The following is an 18,431-nucleotide window of genomic DNA, read 5'->3' as shown; positions in this document are numbered from 1 at the left end:
GGACTCAGAAGGATATAAGCCTATGCAAGTACATTTTATTGTGCATGAAGATTTTGAAGCACCCGGGGCGTTTGAAACCTGGGCTATGGCTCGTGGCCACAAGGTAACCTTTTCGCGCGTGTATGCGGGTCAAAAGCTACCTGCCGATGTACGGAACATCGATCTGCTGGTAGTGATGGGAGGGCCACAGGATCCGTCCGTCACCCCTGATGAATGTCCGCATTTTGATTCCCTTGCCGAGCAGGCGCTCATTGCCTCTGCAGTTCTTCTGGGTAAAGCCGTCATCGGTGTTTGCCTGGGCGCTCAGTTGATTGGGGAAGCCCTGGGGGCTCCGTTCGCCCACAGTCCGGAAAAAGAAATCGGCAAGTTTCCGGTATTTATGACCGCTGCGAGTGAGCACAACCCGCTGTTTTCTCATTTCGGACATCAGCTTGACGTCGGGCACTGGCACAACGATATGCCGGGACTTACGCCGGGGGCCGAAATCATCGCCTGGAGCGAAGGCTGCCCGCGACAGATAGTGGCTTATTCTGATTTGGTCTACGGGTTTCAGTGCCATATGGAACTCACGCGGTCCGTGGTTGAATTACTGATTGCACATTCCGGCGATGACCTGAGCCGGGCGGCAGACTATCGGTTTGTCCAGTCAGCGGAAAAGTTAAGGACCCACGACTACACAGAAATGAATAAAGTGTTGTTTACTTTTCTCGACAAGCTCGAGTCGCGCTACCGTCGGACCGGGTCATGATTTCATGACCTGCAGCAGGATCACGAGCCGGGTCGATGACTGACGACATTGCTGAGTCGAAAAAAAAAGCCCCCGGCAGGCAACAGGTCGTACGCTTAACGGGGGAAGTACAAAAAAGCTAAATAGTCCGGTTCCATAAAGTTCGTGCGGCGGTCCGGACAGTGGCAGAGGGCAAAAACCGACCGGCCGATGAAACCGGCCGGTCCAGGCAGTTATTTCAGGTGTTCTTTGAGCTCATCGCCGGCCTGAGCAAGTGCGGTCCGCACAGCAGGCACGTCGCTCAGCGCGTTCAGCAGGCCGTAGTCATGAATCAACCCGTTGTAGCGTGTCACCGTCACGTCGACACCTGCGGCATCTAGTTTGCGGCCAAACGCCTCACCTTCATCGCGCAGCACGTCAAATTCGGCTGTCTGAATCAGAGTAGGAGGCAGCCCCTTCAGTTGTTCAGGCGTGGCGCGCAGCGGCGACGCCAGGATGTTGTTACGATCGCTTTCTTTAGTGGTGTAGGCATCCCAGAACCATTTCATCATATTACGCGACAGGAAATACCCGTTCTCATACTGGTTATAAGACCCGGTATTGAAATTCGCGTCAGTTACAGGCCAGAGCATGACTTCGTAGCGGATCGCCGGCGCTTTATGCTGTTTGGCCTGGAGCGCTACGGCTGCAACCATGTTACCGCCGACGCTGTTACCTACCAGCGCCAGACGACTGCCGTCAACGCCAATTTCGCTACCGTGCTCGGCAACCCAGCGGGTTGCTGCATAAGCCTGATTAATTGCAACCGGGAAATGCGCTTCCGGTGATGGCGTATAGTCGACAAAGACGGCTGCTGCACCAGACTCAGTCACCAGGTCACGAACAAGACGTTCGTGCGTCGCAAAATCGCCCAGTATCCAGCCGCCGCCGTGGAAGAACATAAAGACCGGCAGGGTACCCTGTGCGTTATGAGGCTTCACAATGTGAAGTTTGATGGAGCCGCCATCAACGTTGATCGTTTTATCAGTGACGTCAGCAGCAGGCAGTTTCGCACCTTTCTGGGCGCTGATCAGCACCTGACGCGCGTCCTGCGGAGACAACTGTTCAATAGGCTTACCGCCGGCACCGTTCAGGGCATTGAGAAATTCCTGCACGTGATGCTCCGGCTGAGACGCGTCGGCAAAGCTGTTGGCGGAAACGGCTGCCATTGCGGCAGTCAGCAACACAGATTTCATATTCATAGTACGACCTTAATAATATTGTTCGCTATAAAATAGTGCGCTATATAAATAGGCAAAGCACACCGGCTTTACCTGTTTCTGAATACCACGCACCGGGAAAAACTTAAGAGCCCCCGCCTCAACCAGCTCGCATTTTTACATCGACCGGTTGAGAAAAGCCCGACCAGGACAGTGGTCGCGGGCCTTACGCGGGATAGCTGAATAACTTACAGACCCAGGTCAGACAGGCCCGGATGATCGTCAGGACGGCGTCCCAGCGGCCAGAAGAACTTGCGCTCGCTTTCCTGGATAGGCATGTCATTGATGCACGCGAAGCGGCGCTTCATCAGGCCATCGGCCTCAAATTCCCAGTTTTCATTGCCGTAAGAGCGGAACCAGTTACCCGAGTCATCATGCCACTCGTATGCGTAACGGACGGCGATGCGGTTCCCGGTAAACGCCCACAGTTCCTTAATGAGGCGGTACTCGTGCTCTTTTTTCCACTTACGGGCGAGGAACGCTTCGGCTTCATCACGATTATTCGCGAACTCCGCACGGTTACGCCATTTGGTGTCCAGTGAGTAAGCCAGTGCGACTTTTGCAGCGTCGCGACTGTTCCAGCCATCTTCAGCCAGGCGAACTTTCTCGATAGCCGTTTCCAGTGTAAATGGCGGAAGCGGCGGACGAACTTGTGTATTAGTCATGGTAAAACTCCTGTTAATTCCGGTTTGTAGTTAATAGCAATATTCTTCATTCAGGTCCCGGCAGAGACCCGTTCCAGCAAAACTTTCGCAACGTCCCGTGCGTTGTCAGCGGCATCCCGGTCGCCCATCACGTATGTTACGGTGATAGCCCCCTCCATCAGAATCAGCAGTTGCCTGGCCAGTTCCTCAGCGTGTCCGGTGCTCAGTTGCCCACTGAGCTCGAGCGCATAATCCAGCAGCTTCTGCTTATGCACTTTCGCTATCAGGCGCACGGGGTCATCCGGATCTCCCACTTCCCCGGCTGTGTTGATAAAGGCGCAGCCACGGAAGCCTTCGGACTCGAACCAGCTTTTCAGAACAGTGAACATGTTGAGAATGCGATCCTGAGGCGTTTCACCTTTATCAGACTCGGTTCTGAACCACTGCATCCAGCGTTCGTCGCGCCCATTCAGCGCGGCCGATGCCACGTCCTCCTTGTTCGAGAAATGACGATAAATACTCTTTCTTGCGACGCCTGAGGTCTTCACCAGAAGGTCCATGCCCATGGCGTGGATGCCGTTCTGATAGATCAGTTGTTCAGCAGTAGTGAGGATTTTTTCCCGGGTATCCGTTGGCTTCTTGTTCATGATCTTCTCGCTAACCTCTCGTTCATGCCTTAAAGGTAGAACGATCGTTCTACCTGGTCAAGCACTAATTTTTGATTATTTATTTACGGGTGAAATAGTGGTTAAATAAGTCTTATAAATCATTAAATTGCTAATAAATTTATTTTTGCGATCAGCTGTTTTTTTGAAAAGAAATTGTTGACGGGGAAAGAGTATCCGGAATGAGGGCCCGGATTGGGCGGGGTATATACAACAAGGCAGCTTCAAGCTGCGCTGCTGGTTAACTCTGTACTATGGTTCTTACCTGATAAACCCAGATGCTTCCTGATAGTTCGTTCCATCTGAGCGCTGTCGAGAGAAATACTCGTGCGCTCACCGGCTACCGCCAACCTGTACCCGCCATTTAAGGGCATCAGGTTTATTACATAGCGTTTGTTATTCAGGATAATCCAGTTCACGTTACATTCATTTCTTGGAGAATAATGTGTCCGCAGACCCGGACACTGATGTTGTTACCTGCATGTCCTGAAGCCGCACTTGAGTGGCTATGAAGCTTTCCTGTTTCGGAATGCGGCCACTTTCATGCGATTGCCGCAGGTGGCCATGCTGCACCAGCGCCGGCGATGGGATTTACTCAGATCGTGAAAGAGTAAAATGCAGTTATGGGCTTCACACTGCCGCACATATTTGAACTTTTCATCCGTGACCAGCTTCACAAGTGCATCGGCTATGGGCCAGAGGAGGTCTGCCGGGCTGCCAGCATCTGAATACACATCCACACGATAGCGTTGTGTATCCTGATCCCATTTCAGCCGCGTTTCAGGGCGCCCTGTCTCGAGAATTCGGTTAATCACCGTCAGGTCTGACTCACTGGACTTCATGGCAGCATGCACGACCGCGCGGGCTGCACCCCGCAGCTGGCGAGCCTCCTCGAGTAGCCCACGCGGAGCCATAGTTCCTTTCGGCACAAGGTCCACCCTTTGCAGCCAGTCGATAACGCTCCGGGCGTCATCAAAGCAATCATGCCGGTTTTCGCCCGTCCCGTATTCACTGTTGATGAAGTCCAGCGCGAGATTATCGGCCAGGAAGAGAGGCGGGGAAGAAAGATTTTTGATTTCCATACGCACCTGTAACTCATTAAATAATTTTGACAGGTTACCAGAATTGTGTGTAACCTTCAATTAAGCACTTTAATAGTTACTCGATAATTGCTATGTCGCCTTCACATTCGGGATTATCGATAGCAGACAACGCAACGGCGCAGATGCACTACCGCGACAGGCGGGCAGGTAACGTTAATATTTTTTACCGCGAGGCCGTCCGGGAATTTCTTGACCGCCACGTCCGTCAGTCGGGTTGATCCACTTCAGGCATTCAGCAGCCTGGAGCCTGGAGCCTGGAGCCTGGCGGGCAGTAATGGTGAATAGACTCGCTTAAAGAAATGGGTAGCCACTGTTTTCCCGATGAGAGACGCGGCTGTCCGAAGCTAAACAGAAATTTCACATACCACAGGCGCGCTTGTCGGTTGACGATCGAGCCTTAACAGAGCCATTAACAAGAGGACAGGAACAATGCCGTTAACTCATGGTGTACAACATGTTGGTTTAGCCGTATCAAATCTTGAAGAGAGCGCAGCGTTCTTCACTGATTTACTGGGCTGGCAGGAAGTCAAACGGCGTGACGATTACCCGGCCATCTTCGTGAAAGACGGTGCAGTGATGCTCACACTCTGGAAAACACAAACAGAAGAACCCATTCAGTTCAATCGTAAAAACAATGTCGGGCTCCATCACCTGGCTTTGCAGGTGGAGACTAAAGAGGGTCTTTACCAGATCCTTGAAGTGTTGAAGGCAAATCAGGTTGAAATTGAATTTGAGCCCACCCTGCTCCGCGAGGGGCCGTCTATGCACATGATGTGCTACGAACCGAGCGGCATACGGGTTGAATTCTATTACCCGGGTTAAGTAGTTTCTGATGCCCTGTGCCAGGGACATTACCGTGATGCTATATCAGGGAGAAGTCCCTGGCGGCTGTTGCCTGTGCGATTGCCGTCCTGCTCCTCTGCATGAGCCATGCATTAAGAATGATGTGGCATGGGATCCCTGGGGCATTTGGCAGGCTTTTTACGCCTACAGTGAAGGCAATTTTCTCGCTTCAGGTGCCAGTGATTATTTCGCTTCGTCGAAGCGGGTTCTGGCCTTACAGCAACGGTAAACGATCCCAGGGGGTGCCCCATGCAGCAGACACGCAGTGTCTTTCATGACGGTGAACGTGCAGTACAGGCACGTGCCGAAGTGCCAGAGGAATGGCTTAAGCAGGTGGAAAGTTTTGTACGCACCGAGATGCCTCTGCAACATCGTAACTTCTTTGAAAATCTGCAGATGCTGATTCTGGGACTGCTCGATTCAGACGGCCGGCCGTGGTGCGTTCCGGCTCTCGGGTCACCAGGTTTTCTGGTTTCCACCACTCCGGACACACTCGAGATCCACCGGGCCCCCGTTCTTTCACGTGAACTCGACCTGGATCTGTCACCCGGTGCCAGCGTTGGCGCGCTCGGGATTGACCTGTTAAGCAGACGCCGCAATCGAGTGAATGGCCGGATACAGCATGCCGCAGCAGGTGTAATGACCATCGGGGTCGATCAGAGCTTCGGAAACTGTCCGCAGTATATTCAGGCCCGGCAGCTGCCTCCTGGCAAGGACGAGCCGGGAGCTGTGAGTCGCCGGCGCGGCAGCCTGACCGATCCGGAAGTTCGTCGGATTATTGAGGCCGCTGACACTTTCTTTATCGCCTCACGTGCGGCTGGTTCGCTGGATGGTGGAAGCGCCGGTGTCGATGCCTCGCACCGGGGCGGGCGTCCGGGATTTCTCGGTATCAACGGGGACGGCACGCTCTCCTTTCCCGATTTCTCCGGCAATCGCTTTTTCAACACGCTGGGCAACATCGAGAGCGACGGCCGGGTCGGCCTGTTTGTACCGGATTTTGAAACGGGTGAGGCAGTGGTACTCACGGGGCGCGGTTCCGTCGACTGGGACCCCGACCGTATCAGGTCGTTTGAAGGTGCCGAGCGCATCGTAGACGTGGTACCGGAAGAAATCTGGCATGCCAGTGCCGTGATGCCGGTTATCGGGCCCGAGTCCGAGCCGTGGCCCGGACTTGTTGCCACGGGCACCTGGAACGATGCGCGTCTGACCGCACTCAAAACGGGTGGCTACAGGCGCTTCCGGGTAGCGTCGAAGATTAAAGAGAGCGAGAACATCACCTCTTTCTACCTTACACCTGCAGATGGTGGTTCGGTTGAAATGCATCAGGCGGGACAGTTCCTGCTGGTACGGCTTCGAAGCAATGGTGAGGTATTTCAGCGTAGTTACACAATTTCGCAGGGACCAAACGGGCAGAACTATCGCCTCTCGGTCAAGCGGGAAGAATACGGGGTGGCGTCCCGGCTGCTGCACGACCATTGTGAAGCCGGGGACGTCATCGAGGTAGGGTCACCTGCGGGCAGCTTCGTGCTGGATGACAGCACCCAGCCGATCGTCATGCTTTCCGGGGGGGTGGGTATAACACCCATGATGGCCATGCTTGATGCGCAGATACTGGCCCTTGAAAAAGGGGCATCCCGTCGCATGGTTTACTTCGTTCATGCGACAAAGAACAGCGCCAGTCAGGCGTTTCGTCGCGAGCTCAGGGCCATGGCCCAAAGATACGACTGGCTTCGCCTCTTCACGGCATACAGTGCTCCCGGCCCGGAGGACAAACTGGGGGATACACACGACACTGAGGTGCGGCTCAGCGTGGATGCTCTCAGCAGGCTGCTCCCCTTTGGCGGCTATCAGTTTTACTTGTGCGGGCCGGAAAGTTTCATGCAATCACTTTATGCGGGGTTACGTGAAATTGGCGTGGACCCTTCACATATCCACCATGAGTTCTTCGGTGCCGGCGAGCTCGGGGAACCCGGGGAGGTATTCCCGGCCACAGTACTTCCCGAGAGTGCACAGATCACTTTTACCTCATCTGAAGTCAACGCCGAATGGACGAGTCAGAGTGGGACTCTTCTGGACGTTGCTGAGGCTGCGGGTCTCAGGCCCGGCTACAACTGCCGTTCAGGCAAATGTGGCTCATGCGCCGCCCGGCTGGTTTCCGGAAGCGTGCATTATCCACGCCAGCCGGCGATCGCTCCCGCCGACGGCGAGGTGCTGGTTTGCTGTGCTGTTCCTGCGGAAGGGTACGTAGAAATAGAACTGTGAACGGTTCCGGATTTTCGGGGACGGGTTTTGAGCGAGTCGGGCAGCACCGCCTGACTCGCTCAGGCGACGGCAGTCTTCCTCTGTCCGTTTTGTGTGGTATCTGCACAGGACGCGGACCGGCCTGCTCGTTGCCAGTGGTCAGCCACGTTTTTACACACCCCGAACCGAAAGCGGCAACACGCCGGTGGCCGGACGTGACCCAACAGGCGCCGTAATCCGGCGGCTTTGAATCCCCCTCAGACGGCCAGCGACCTCGCGCGCAATTCATCATTAAGGATCCGATCATTCTCGCCGTAGTCGACCGGGCAGTCGATTACGTGAACGCCTGGGGTCTTAACGCAGTGTTCCAGCAGGGGGAGCAGGGCTCCGGCGCTTTCAACACGGTAACCACTGGCGCCGTACGCTTCTGCATATTTCACAAAGTCCGGGTTACCGTAGCCCACAGCGAATTCGGCGTAACCCATTCTGGTTTGCTTGCAGCGGATCATGCCATAACCGTCGTCACGCAGTATGATGACGGTTATGTGCATGCCTAAGCGCAGTGCGGTTTCAAGCTCCTGGCTGTTCATCATGAAGCCGCCATCGCCGCACACGGCAATCACCGGCCGATCCGGATAAACCAGATGCGCGGCCATCGCTGACGGCAGGCCAGCTCCCATGGTCGCCAGGGCATTGTCGAGCAGGACCGTATTCGGTTTGTGTGCCTTGTAGTTGCGGGCAAACCAGATCTTATAAATACCGTTGTCCAGTGCCACGATGCCTTCAGACGGCATTGCACGACGAACGTCGGCCACCAGACGCTGTGGGTACAGCGGATAGCGGTCATCATCTGCGCCTTCGGCAATCTGCACCTCATTAGCCTCCCGAATCGCCAGAAGGCGGGTGAAATCCCACTGTACAGTGTTGTTCAGTGCATCGCCGATCCTCAACACAGCATCAGCGATATCACCGGTCACTTCGAGCTGCGGAAAATACAGGGCATCGGCTTCGGCGGACCGGTAGTCGATATGAATGACTTCGGTACTGCCGCGAACCATCAGAAACGGTGGTTTCTCACTCAGGTCATGACCGACATTGACGATCAGGTCAGCAGATTCGAAGGCCCGATGGACGAAGTCTCCGGTGGACAGTGCAGCGTTCCCCACAAAGCGTGGGTGACGCTCGTCCACGACCCCCTTGCCGAGTTGTGTGGTAACGAACGGGATGCCGGTCTTGTCGATCAGCTGCTTCAGGGCCCTTGCAGCCATTTTGCGGCTGGCCCCCGCACCGATCACCAGGATCGGGCTGCGGGCCTTCCGCAGCTTCGCTACGGCCGCGTCAATAGCGGAATGTTCTGCCAGTGGCCATCGGTTGAGGCTGCGCGGGATCGGTATGCTGTCAGTCTGCTCAGCGGCGATGTCCTCCGGCAGCTCCAGGTGCACGGCACCCGGTTTTTCTTCTTCAGCCAGGCGAAACGCTTCACGCATGCGTGAAGGGATATTGTCTGCCGAAGCAAGCTGGTGAGTGTATTTGGTGATGGGGTCCATCATGCTGCATACGTCGATAATCTGAAAGCGACCCTGCCTGGGATTTTTGATCGGTTTCTGACCGGTGATCATAAGCATAGGCATGCCACCCAGATACGCGTAAGCGCCCGCAGTAGCCAGGTTGGTGGCGCCAGGGCCAAGAGTGGACAAGCTGACTCCTGCCCTGCCGGTCAGGCGGCCGTAGGTGGCAGCCATGAAACCGGCGGACTGCTCATGACGGGTCAGCACCAGCCTGATCGGCGACTCACGAAGAGACTCCAGCAAGCTGAGGTTTTCCTCACCGGGAATGCCGAACACATACTTAACGCCTTCGCTTTCCAGGCACCGCACAACAATATCGGAGGCCTTAGCCATCTTGTTTAACCTCGGAGTCAGTTGTCAGGAACGACATTCAGGCTGCATCGCGCCAGTCTGCGATATCTTTTCTCGTGTATCGGTCATGACCTGCAATATGAGCTTTATGTAGAACAGTCTGTCTACATCTTAATTTAAGGGTAGAACGATCGTTCTACATAGTCAATATTTTTACTGATCCATGAGAATGGAAAAGGCGACTACGGGGCAGACTCCATAAATCACCCATGCGGTGCATGTCAAATCGCTGGCGATTCGGGACGTCAGAGAGCGATCGATACATCACCTGAATAACATCTCTTTCCACTTTATTGCTATTTCAGTCAGTTACCTCCCTGAATCTTGCTCTTTCTGCAATAATGCTAATATTGCAATAAAATGTGTTATTTGTTGCGTACAGTGCATTTAATTATCTCTTTCGCTACAGAGAGCCGAAAACTCATTAAATCGGATAACAGGGTGACGAACTTTGCATGAAGGGCATCGGGTGACGTTTTCCAGAGAAAAAAAGGTCCCTACCGCTTATTATTCATGAAATTTCTTATGGAAAACGCAGGATATCTATGTTTGGAAAACTTCTAAAGAGTGTCTCATGGCAGGTCAGAGCTGAGCTCCGGCGGAGCCTGAAGTCGAACCGGGATTACAAAAAACTACGCTGGAACCCGGTGGAGAGAATACTTGTTTCCTGCTCCACCCATTACATCCGGGCTATGCTGGTTCTTTGGTCCGCAGCCTTCGGGGCTGTTGGCGTGGTCGAATATTTTCGCCCTGTATTGCAACCTTTCGCTGTGCAGCATTTTAAGGGCATTACCAAGCTTTCAGATTGGATGTCTAATTTACTGGGTAGCCAGTTGACTATAATCGGTATTGTATTTCCGCTGGTTGTGGGTCTTATAAGTGTTTTGTTTCAAAAGAAATCAGCAAGGATCCATATTCAGTCCGCGTATCAACTTCATTCTGGATATATGTTTGCGGGCCTGAGTGGTCTTTCACTAGCTGCATTTATCGTGTTGGGCGGTATGACGTTATCTATAGGTGATGGATATCTTAATACTTCTTTCGCCGTAACAGCTTTTGTGTGGATGTTATTTAATATTTTCCTATCTATCTGGTTCTTTGTCAGCAGTTTGAATGTTCTGGATGAGAACAAGCGCGATCGTCTTCTGAATAAGTATTTTTTGTCACAGGTAGTGGATGACTACATTCAAAATTCCTATATACTTGCATGGCTCCGATATCCTGGGGTTAATATTGGGGGGGATTATCTTGGCTGTATTAAAATACTTCCTTACTCACTCTCTGAAAAGGAAGAAATGACCCATGTTAAATTTAATTTCAGGAAAAATGATGTTATTATAGATGTCTATATAAGACCACTTTTGTTTCTGCTGAGAAGACTTAAAAAGGTGGATGGACAGGATGCAGAAATTATTATTTTGCCCTCCTTTGGTGTTCGTTCTGGTGAACTGACATTATTATCATCGAAAGGTATCATGCCTGTTTCAAAATTATGGCGATATTTATTTCGCCGTTGTATTGTGACAGGGCATTCTGGGAATAACAGAAGTCTGGATGATATTACTTTTGATTTCTTTGGCGAGGCTTACGATGCACTTAACGATAAAAATATTAGCGTATTCAGAACAGGTGTTAATCGATTAACGGATATCTATACCTCTATTAAAAGAAGTTATAGTTACAGTAGTGATGGAAATTATCTTGATGAAGTAAAAGAATCGGGGTTCAGCCACACATTCAGTGATTCATTCCATTATGATTTGAGAAGGTTTGTTCGTGAAACCGTAAAGTCAACCGAATATTCAGGCGAGTATTTCTATGAATCTATGGCCATTCCATTACATGTGTACAGAAAAACACAGAGTACTCGTTTTACCGATTTCCAACAATTTTTACTGTCGCTTTTCAGAGTATGGCATGTGTTAAACGAGTGGAAAGCAGGACTGGGTGTCACACTCTCGGCCAGCCAGGAGCAGACTCATCAAGAACTTGTACGCCATTTTATTGGTCTGTGGGAGGGCTGGAGTATGAGCTCGATCATTGGCAAACCAGGGAGCGAAGATTCTACTGGCCGCCTGATGTATCATCTGCATAACACCGCCAGGCTGCTTATTCCGTCAGTGGTTGCAGATAATGCTTCTTCCGTACGATATGCTCACGACGTTCTGTGTCTCTGGTTTAACCAGAGCCGGTTTCCACGGCACTGGGAGGAAGAGTACCACTGGCACAGTTTCTTCCTGACCCCGGATTATCTGTCTCTGGATGAAACAGACTCGCAGTGGGCAATGTTACTCAGGGGGCGTCCATATAAAAAAGATGCGGCCTTATCCATTATGTTTGCAAATGCCTTGTCTGATTTACGCCTGTTAATGGCAGGTTATCTCATTGCGCATTTTGAACCCCAAGAAAAGATAGATTTAGCTGATCTTATTAACCATATCATTACGTCTGAATTATATGAAGAAAGAGACACTCATGATACGCTGACATCTGCGTTCAGACGTTCTGTCGATATCATTGATATGATACTGAGAATTGAGCACTGTAATCTTCATGCGAATACAAACTGGTACAGCGGGCTATCAGAAACCATTGAGGTTATGAACTCATATAATGAAAGGCCTTACATTCCGGGGCGTACGTATACAGGAGTACATGAGGATTTAGGGAGCCTCTACGGAGCATTTTCCTTGCTGGCTATAAAGCTCGCCAGACCTGCTGAGCAGGTTACGCAGCGTGCTAATGACGCCCTTGCGGGAGGGTTGTTTTCCTATTTCAGTAAAGTGAGAATAATTTCTGTTCTTGAACGGCTGAAACGTGATCCTTCAGTCCCTTATGAAGGCTATATCATTTCAGAAGCGGATTATGCAACGAACGTGGTTTTCTTTAATGACGTTCTGGATAAATACATTGAGGTCTTCAGTCGCAGCAAAGCGGCAGATATCGTTGCTGCCGAAGTAGATCTTGAACGTCTCAGGAATACCGACACTCGTCTGACAAAAGAACTTCCTGGGGCATTGTCTGAAGAGACTCTGCTTAACTACTTCACTTTTTCTCAAAATTCAGAATGCGATCGCAACTGGCTGGTGAGATACATTCCCATGAGTGTTCCCAAAGATTATGTTGCCAGAGAACTTAATAGTAATTTCTACGGAGATTTTCCGTCTATATCAGATGTAAGGACAAATATTTACCACAGACTGCATAATTTACTGTGGCAATCACAGGCTAAATTAACGATGAAGGTCAAAAACCTCGAAACACTGTTAATGAAAGTCGCGCAACGGTCCGCCGATCAGCAGAATTACATACTGGTGAGCTACGGTTCCCGCTTTAGCGAAGAACTGAGGGAACTGGTTTATCAGCCGGAAAGGCATGACGCGTTTAGCATACAGGTTGATGTGTCGGCCAGAGGTAGCCGCACTCTGCCCTTCAGGATCAATAACTGTCTTATTTACCTTGTCCTCAATTCCGAACAGGAATTTTCGGTTATGGTCAGCGCGGAATCCTTCGGTGAACTCAGGCTGTTCAGGTACCCGGATGGAACCCTTTTTAACACCTTCTACCGCAGTAGTGACAATCCACTTGAAGGAGTGATGACAACGCTCTGGGAAATGGAGATGGAAATCACTGGTCCACTGGTGGCCCGGTTTGAACATCGCTGAGCAAAGTTAAGGTGACCCCGGATGGGGTCGCTGTTAAATTGCTTTGTTGTTAATAATTAATTCAAATTGCGATACTTATAGCAATAATCTACGTATCACAACAATTCACCGTTTTTTCTGCGTATCCTGCAATAATCTCTCTCTTCCTTTCCTGAGATCCGAAAAGCGGCTGAGCCGGAAGCGAAGTAACGCAGCGCCAGTAAATATTTCTCTCCTGCGTTACCGACAATCGCGTGGTGCCCGGACATAATTGCCGGAACCGGACCTGATGAGGAAAAGACATGCATTACCTGCATACCCGTACTGCCGATGACGTGCTTAATACACTTAAAGCATACAGTGATGACCTCCACGAACATTCGCTGCGAAAACCGCACTGGCCGTTGCTGGACAGGCTTATTTCCCGTGAAACAGAAATGATGCCGGTATGGGAAAACATTGCGCAGCAGCGGCTCAGCTGGCAGCAGTGCCACACCCTGCTGGAGCAGATTTTTTTTGCGGGAGCGTATGGCACTCAGGATCATAACAGCCGGCTGAAAGCTGACTACCGCAGGCTGACCGAGCTGAATGAGAAAATCGCCGCGCAGGCGGCAGCGTTGTCTGCGCTGCTGACAGAGCAGGGCCAGATACTCAATCGTAACGCCTTTTCACTGGAGCGCACGACGCATATTGTCGATCTGATTGAGATGGCCTCAGCGCAGAACGGGCACTATCGTTCGTATTTGCGTGATCCTCTCGACGCCTTGCGCAGCCAGTATGACGGCAAATACTGGCCCTCTCTTGAACAGATCCTCAACGTCGCCGCCAGGGACATTCCTGAAGCCGAATTTTTACACCGGAGCGAGAAAGCTATTGTCGACGGCAGAGGGGAAGCCGTGCCGGACTACCTGCGGGTGCTGTTTGAAGGCATTGAAACAGCCCGGAGCAGCTGCTGGAAACTTCCGGCTCGCTTTACCCTCACCGATGCCAGTCTGGCAATACTGGTCACGGTATCGCTCGATACCGATAACATCAGTAATGAGCGGGTCAAAATGATACGCACCAGGCTGTATAAAGAGGGGTTTCCGGGGGCATGGGCAACCCCTCGCAGGATCTCTCCCCAGCCGCCGGCTGCCGGCGGGGAGGGCAGTAAACACTGCATCCGGTGACTTAAAAAGTCCGTAGCAGCTCATTAATCAGCGGCTGCGGGATCTGGTCCAGACCTGCGTCAGAAAACGTTGCCGCAGTCATCCGCTTGAACGCAGGTTCTTTTTCCCGAAGGCGCCTGATAGCATCCGGTTCCAGCTGCAATAACGTGCGGACGTTTGCAGCCGCATCACGGTAACGAACATCATCAGTGTAGGCCTTCTTGTCAGTATCGCCGAACCACTGTTCAATGATGTCTTCAGAAAAGGCGGTGGCCAGCCCTTCTTCAAGTACCGGTGCCTTTACGCCGATCACCGTGCTCAGCGTATGGACGCATTCGTGGGCAAGCTGATAGACGGCGCGTTTGACATCCGTAAAGGTTTTTGCCCCTAGCATTATGACAATAGAACCACTAACCGAATTTACATCGGATTCAGGGTACCAGACTTGTGGGACGCCCTCATGAAACTCAACTCCAGCCAACCACCAGTTCCTGTCACGCGGACCGTAATCAGACTCTATCTTATTCATAATCAGATGAATATAAGTGGCGAGAGTCGTGGAATTTTTGTATGCACCAGTATGATCATTGAAAAGATGGTCAGGAATACCGTGGTTATTATTCATTTTTTATCTCCAGGGTTAATTTTTGCCGGCCATTTCATGGAGCAACGTTACAAGATAAGTGTCCACCGTTACGGCGAGGCTGGCCGCCACCTGATCCGCTGAGGTTGGATTCCCGTCCTCCTCGTGCCCGCTGGAGTACATATGAAACTCTGTGACGCCGGAGAGAAACCGGAATCCCATCTCATATTTTCCGGTCTGCGAATTGCGTACCGCTTTTCCGTACACGCTACCGGGCAGAAACACCCTGCCCTCCAGTTCCGGGAAAGTCAGGCCGGCATCCTCCAGGGCATTTTCATGTTCCAGGGTTTTGGCCTGCATCCGCACAATCCATGCCCCGTGGTGATAATCATGCTGCTGTATGACCGATATCATGACGTTGTCGTCCCGGTAAACAAATTCACGCAGCGGCTCAGGGCGTGCCAGCAGGCCTGAATCACGCAGTACCGCCTGTAGCCTGGAAAACTCAGTTTCGTATTGCTGTAGTGCAGTGCTAAACCCGTTAACCATCCGGACCGGGATCGGGGGGCAGGACGGTAAGTCAGACAATGCAAAGTCACATCCGGTCAGGTGGTAGTGAATGCGGGGGAGCATCCGCCGTGCTGAGGCTGATAAATCATTGTCCTCGGGCAGGGACTCCAGTCGCCAGCCATTCTGCTGAATGGCTGCGGCATGACGGGAGAGCTCCAGTTTTGCGGCGGCAAGTTCAGCGAATTCTGTCGCGCCGGAACTGAGCATGTCCTGGATTTTATGCATCTGGTTGAGCGCATCGCCATACTGGGTGGCAATGGCCAGGGTAAGATCGGTTGCTGTGAAAAGTCTGGTCTCAGCGATGAAAGGCAGCCTGCGGTGCTGGACGAGGTACTGCCAGAATAGTGTAATAGCCTGCGTTGTGTTCAGACCATGCTCCCGCAGAACGTCATCTCCGCCATCCTTGAGTACATCATCTATCTTTATGTTTATGGCTGCCATCTTATATGCTCTCCTGTTTTCCTGTGTGTTATTTTTTACCACCAAACACAGATGTAGTAAATATGCTACACAGTAAATTTAGCTCCTACATAGCAACATAAACACCATGGTACTTCCTCCTTTTCCGGGCAGATCCGATTTCTGGTGAAGCCGGATCTACTCTATGTTCGTCAATGTAAAAAATCCCGGGAATGCATAAATCACATTACAAACGAAACGTAATATGCGCCTACATCACAGCAACAACGCTTACCTTACGTCAGGATATAACGGAACCTAGAATTTACGGTTAAGGACAGACGAATGGAAATTGAAATACACCACTGCAATAACATCGAGCGGGCCCGTATCACCCTCACGGAAGATAAACTGAATATCAAATTTGCGCCCAACGGTACCGGCAAAAGCACGCTCTCCCGGGCCATAAGCTGTGCGGCACGGAACGATACTCAGGGACTGCAGGCGCTGATGCCCTTCCGGCTGCGCGGAGAAAATCCCGATAGTGCCGGGCCTGTTGTCATCGGTGCTGAGGGGATTGGAGACGTGATGTGCTTTAACGAAGAGTACGTCGGCCAGTTTACGTTCCAGCCGGACGAGCTCATCAGTGACAGCTTTAATATTCTTATCCGCAATGAAGCCCATGCGGAAAGAGAGCGTGAAATAGAAGAAATGACACAAACGATCCGGGTGGTTTTCACGGATCACGCCGAGCTGAATTCGCTGATAGACCACCTGCAGGAACTCAGTACTGCCTTTAAATCAACCAGTTCCGGAATTTCACGTGCTTCAACCGGCATGAGAGGGCTGTCAGGTGGTAATAAAATACACCACATTCCGGCAGGTCTTGAGAACTATCAACCCTACATCCGCAGTGAACGCCGCGTTGATTGGATTGACTGGCAGACAAAGGGACTTGAGTTTTCCCCCCTTTCAGATGGCTGCTGTCCGTTCTGTACCGGTGATATCAGGGAAAAGGAAGCGCAAATCCGCCAGGTCAGCGAGGAGTACGATAAATCCACCATTAAAAACCTGACCGCCATCATCAGACTGGTAGAAAACCTTGGTAATTACCTGACGGAGGACGCCAGAGAACGCCTTCTGGCCATCACGCAGCTTCAAAACGGTCCGGAAGCAGAACATATCGAGTACCTGATAGCGCTGAAACGCCAGACCGACACACTGACGGAGAAACTCACTGCACTGAGAGGCCTGAATGTTTTCACACTGCAGGAACAGCAGAATGTTCGGGAGGTGCTCACTGCCAGGCTGATTGACCTGCAGTTCTTCCCCGATCTGCAGTGCGAGCTCACGCAGGGGATCACCAACAGACTGAACGCGGCCCTTCAGGACCTGATAAACCTTGCCGGACCGCTGCAGGGAAAAATTAACCGGCACCGGGACAGCATGGTCCGGCTGATCGCCCAGCACAAAACAAACATCAATAATTTCCTCACCTATGCCGGCTATAAATACAGGGTGGATATTTCCGGTGAGGGCGCTCAGAGAAAGCTCAGGCTACGACACATGGATTTTGACGGGTATGTCAGCGGCGGCAGCCAGCATCTCAGCTACGGAGAACGGAACGCCTTTGCGATTGTGTTGTTCATGTATGAATGCCTGTCAAAAAATCCGGGACTGATTATCCTGGACGATCCCATTTCCTCTTTTGACAAAAACAAGAAGTTTGCCATTCTCGAAATGCTGTTCAGGCGGGACAGCGGTGAATGCCTGAAGAACCGGACTGTACTCATGCTGACGCATGACGTGGAGCCTGTGATTGACACGCTGAAGTCGGTCAGAAAGCTGTTCAGTAATCTGGTGACCGCCTCCTGCCTGCGTCTGTCTGCCGGAGTCATAGAGGAATTACCCGTTAACGACCGCGATATCATGACGTTCATGCAGATCTGCAAATCCATCACCGTATCAGCAGACTGTGAGGAGATCATTAAGCTCATCTATCTTCGCCGCTACTTTGAAATCGTTGACGAACGTGGCGATGCTTATCAGCTCCTGTCCAATCTGTTCCATCGTCGCGTAGTTCCGCTGGATCATCGCGAGCCTGCCGCTGCGGGCACGGGCTACCCCGAAATGGTGCCGGAGAAAATTCAGCAGGCCCGGCAGGATATCCGGGAGTATGTGGACAGCTTTGATTACCCGCGACTTCATGCACTCGTAAGTAGTCCGGAAGAAATAAAAAACCTGTACCGTCGCTGCCGTAACGGCTATGAAAAACTACAGGTATTCCGTTTACTGGAGCTGGATCAGGATCATCCGGTAATACGAAAATTCGTTAACGAAACGTACCACATAGAAAATGAGTTCATATGTCAGCTGGATCCGTCCAGGTTCGATCTCATCCCGGAGTACGTAATCGTGGAGTGTGACAAACTCATCGCCCTGCCACCTGCAGCTAATCAGGGCATCATTGCCCGTACTGCCTGAGTCACCTGCCTCCCCAGCTGAATTTCCGAAGGGGAGGTCTTTTGGTACATCATTCAAAAATTTTTACCACCTTAAAGTGATTCCGAAGAGACTGAAGTGAACACCGCTTCTTATGGACAACGCTGCCTCATCCACATCAATTCAGTGGTTGTTGATCTTTTGAATTCATACATACATACTCTCTCCGTCACCAGAGTTGAAC

General features: G+C 51.6%; 14 protein-coding genes. 7 read left to right on the top strand and 7 right to left on the bottom strand.

Annotation, left to right across the window (positions count from 1 at the left end):
* Positions 1-22 precede the first annotated feature (22 nt).
* A complete protein-coding gene (locus tag OTG14_RS22335) occupies positions 23-748 on the top strand; it encodes a type 1 glutamine amidotransferase (RefSeq protein WP_032650468.1) in 726 nt (241 codons plus the stop codon).
* A 212-nt stretch (positions 749-960) separates the two neighbouring features.
* On the opposite strand, the gene OTG14_RS22330 is transcribed toward OTG14_RS22335, so the two are convergent.
* The 4 genes from OTG14_RS22330 to OTG14_RS22315 form a co-directional block, all read right to left on the bottom strand.
* Positions 961-1,968 (bottom strand): alpha/beta hydrolase, encoded by a 1,008-nt coding sequence (locus OTG14_RS22330; protein ID WP_032650471.1) that lies wholly within the window; start codon positions 1,966-1,968, stop codon positions 961-963.
* A 206-nt stretch (positions 1,969-2,174) separates the two neighbouring features.
* The gene (locus tag OTG14_RS22325) at positions 2,175-2,651 is read right to left on the bottom strand and encodes a nuclear transport factor 2 family protein (RefSeq protein WP_068795336.1); all 477 of its coding nucleotides are present in this window, start codon (positions 2,649-2,651) and stop codon (positions 2,175-2,177) included.
* Between the two features lie 50 nt (positions 2,652-2,701).
* Positions 2,702-3,277, bottom strand: coding sequence for a TetR/AcrR family transcriptional regulator (locus OTG14_RS22320; protein WP_267215772.1), 576 nt, complete (start codon positions 3,275-3,277; stop codon positions 2,702-2,704).
* A 524-nt stretch (positions 3,278-3,801) separates the two neighbouring features.
* Positions 3,802-4,377: a CGNR zinc finger domain-containing protein gene (locus tag OTG14_RS22315; RefSeq protein ID WP_032650476.1), complete on the bottom strand. Its 576-nt coding sequence runs from the start codon at positions 4,375-4,377 to the stop codon at positions 3,802-3,804.
* Positions 4,378-4,469: 92 nt separating this feature from the next.
* On the opposite strand from OTG14_RS22315, the gene OTG14_RS22310 reads away from it, so the two are divergent.
* From OTG14_RS22310 to OTG14_RS22300, 3 genes are all read left to right on the top strand, one after another.
* Positions 4,470-4,616 carry a hypothetical protein gene (locus tag OTG14_RS22310; protein WP_267215771.1) on the top strand — a complete coding sequence of 49 codons (147 nt, stop codon included), beginning with the start codon at positions 4,470-4,472 and terminating at the stop codon, positions 4,614-4,616.
* 211 nt (positions 4,617-4,827) lie between these two features.
* Complete coding sequence (locus tag OTG14_RS22305; protein WP_032650478.1) at positions 4,828-5,220, top strand: VOC family protein; 393 nt, start codon at positions 4,828-4,830, stop codon at positions 5,218-5,220.
* Between the two features lie 270 nt (positions 5,221-5,490).
* Complete coding sequence (locus OTG14_RS22300) at positions 5,491-7,503, top strand: 2Fe-2S iron-sulfur cluster-binding protein (protein WP_267215770.1); 2,013 nt, start codon at positions 5,491-5,493, stop codon at positions 7,501-7,503.
* 236 nt (positions 7,504-7,739) lie between these two features.
* On the opposite strand, the gene OTG14_RS22295 is transcribed toward OTG14_RS22300, so the two are convergent.
* A complete protein-coding gene (locus OTG14_RS22295; protein WP_267215769.1) occupies positions 7,740-9,383 on the bottom strand; it encodes an acetolactate synthase large subunit in 1,644 nt (547 codons plus the stop codon).
* A 563-nt stretch (positions 9,384-9,946) separates the two neighbouring features.
* On the opposite strand from OTG14_RS22295, the gene OTG14_RS22290 reads away from it, so the two are divergent.
* Together OTG14_RS22290 and OTG14_RS22285 are read left to right on the top strand one after the other, a co-directional pair.
* Positions 9,947-13,066, top strand: a complete 3,120-nt coding sequence (locus OTG14_RS22290) for a hypothetical protein (RefSeq protein ID WP_267215768.1) — start codon at positions 9,947-9,949, stop codon at positions 13,064-13,066.
* 281 nt (positions 13,067-13,347) lie between these two features.
* Complete coding sequence (locus tag OTG14_RS22285; protein WP_267215767.1) at positions 13,348-14,214, top strand: hypothetical protein; 867 nt, start codon at positions 13,348-13,350, stop codon at positions 14,212-14,214.
* 1 nt (position 14,215) lies between these two features.
* Here the strand turns inward: OTG14_RS22285 and OTG14_RS22280 are convergent, their stop codons facing one another.
* Together OTG14_RS22280 and OTG14_RS22275 are read right to left on the bottom strand one after the other, a co-directional pair.
* Complete coding sequence (locus OTG14_RS22280) at positions 14,216-14,818, bottom strand: hypothetical protein (protein WP_113228082.1); 603 nt, start codon at positions 14,816-14,818, stop codon at positions 14,216-14,218.
* 15 nt (positions 14,819-14,833) lie between these two features.
* Positions 14,834-15,787, bottom strand: a complete 954-nt coding sequence (locus OTG14_RS22275; protein ID WP_214580427.1) for a type II toxin-antitoxin system RelB/DinJ family antitoxin — start codon at positions 15,785-15,787, stop codon at positions 14,834-14,836.
* A 303-nt stretch (positions 15,788-16,090) separates the two neighbouring features.
* Between OTG14_RS22275 and OTG14_RS22270 the strand changes: the two genes are divergently transcribed.
* Complete coding sequence (locus OTG14_RS22270; protein ID WP_267215766.1) at positions 16,091-18,229, top strand: AAA family ATPase; 2,139 nt, start codon at positions 16,091-16,093, stop codon at positions 18,227-18,229.
* Positions 18,230-18,431 lie beyond the last annotated feature (202 nt).

Source organism: Enterobacter pseudoroggenkampii, from assembly GCF_026420145.1.
Taxonomy (GTDB): Bacteria; Pseudomonadota; Gammaproteobacteria; order Enterobacterales; family Enterobacteriaceae; genus Enterobacter; species Enterobacter pseudoroggenkampii.
Note: the sequence above shows the minus strand (reverse complement) of the source record. Positions and strands in the feature narration are given on the sequence as shown.